We start from the raw sequence: 873 nt of genomic DNA on the forward strand, positions 1-873 counted from the left end.
GACCTCGTTTCGTATGATTCACACCCTCGGGCGAGGGACGAGGTCACATTCTGAATCATCCAGCCGGATCGATCATCAGCCAGGATCGCACTCCTGCCGCGTAGCGGCTTCGTCCAACTATTTGACTGTTATTATTCCTCACGGCAAAGTTGCCGAATGCATGACTGCCCGCGCAGCCGGGCCGCTACCGCCAGAAGTTCCACGTTGCCTTAAAGGAATCTGCATGCGCTATCCAGCCCTCCCTTGCACCTTTTTTCTCAGCGCCATGCTGTTTTCCGCAGGCGCTTGCGCGCAGACGTCAGCGCCCAATGCGGAGCAGCAACAGTTGCGAAAAATTTACCAAGAATTGGTAGAAATCAACACTACCGATTCCGTCGGAAGTTGCACGGACGCAGTTACTGCCATGGCCGCGAAGCTCAAAACGGCTGGCTACAGCGACAGTGAAATGCAGATAATCGTGCCGCCGGACAGTCCGAAGAAGGGAAATTTGGTAGTGCGGCTCAAGGGCAGCGGCGCCAAAAGACCGCTGTTACTGCTGGCCCACGTCGATGTCGTCGAAGCCAAGCGCGAAGACTGGCTGCGCGACCCGTTCAAGCTGATTGAAGAGAACGGCGTGTTCTACGCGCGCGGCGCATCGGACGACAAGGCTATGGCCGCTTCCTATGTTCAAAACATGATTCGCTACAAGGGCGAAGGCTTTGCCGGCAAGCGCGACATCATCCTGGCTTTGACCTGCGACGAAGAAATCGTTCCATCTAGTGTAGTGCGTCAAACAGATTGAAGCTTATTAAGTTTGGCACGAGCGCGCGTGACTTTGGCAAGAATGTCGGTCGCTTTCGCGGTCCATATATACGGTTTCGGTGCTATATTATG

At 54.9% G+C, this 873-nt stretch carries 1 protein-coding gene; it reads left to right on the forward strand.

The features are described from left to right. Window positions 1-223: 223 nt before the first annotated feature. Complete coding sequence (locus tag ACP7D4_RS28125) at window positions 224-781, forward strand: M20/M25/M40 family metallo-hydrolase (protein WP_426212732.1); 558 nt, start codon at window positions 224-226, stop codon at window positions 779-781. Window positions 782-873 lie beyond the last annotated feature (92 nt).

Origin of the sequence: Massilia sp. TWP1-3-3, from assembly GCF_049897805.1 — a bacterium.
Taxonomy (GTDB): Bacteria; Pseudomonadota; Gammaproteobacteria; order Burkholderiales; family Burkholderiaceae_D; genus Telluria_A.